The 339-nt window shown below is 45.9% G+C and carries 1 pseudogene; it reads left to right on the top strand.

The window, feature by feature from the left end:
• Positions 1-271, top strand: a pseudogene (locus tag JR005_RS14285) (ABC transporter ATP-binding protein); the annotation flags it as partial.
• Between the last annotated feature and the right edge of the window lie 68 nt (positions 272-339).

The raw sequence follows: 339 nt of genomic DNA, 5'->3' as shown, positions 1-339 counted from the left end.
AGTGGCATTGATCCTTTAGCCAGACGAGCCTTTTGGTACACCATTGGGAAACTAGCTGATCAGGGTATGACGATTATTATTACNTACGCACTTTATGGAAGAAGCAGAATATTGTGACCGTATTGCGATACAGGATGCTGGCAAGATGCTGGCTTTGGGTTCTCCAAAACAAGTTCGTCAACAAGCAGGCACAGGCAGTAGTAGTGATATGAATCGCGCGTTTATTGCAATTGTAGAGCAATCTCGTGCCCATCAGCAGGAGCCGGTCTGATGAAATGGTCAGCTTCCATTTTACGTGTGGCTGCTTTAACGCGTAAGGAAATCCAGCAACTACTCAGA

The organism is Acinetobacter sp. Colony158 (assembly GCF_019264745.1).
GTDB lineage: Bacteria > Pseudomonadota > Gammaproteobacteria > Pseudomonadales > Moraxellaceae > Acinetobacter > Acinetobacter ursingii.
This window is presented reverse-complemented; position numbering and strand designations above follow the sequence as displayed.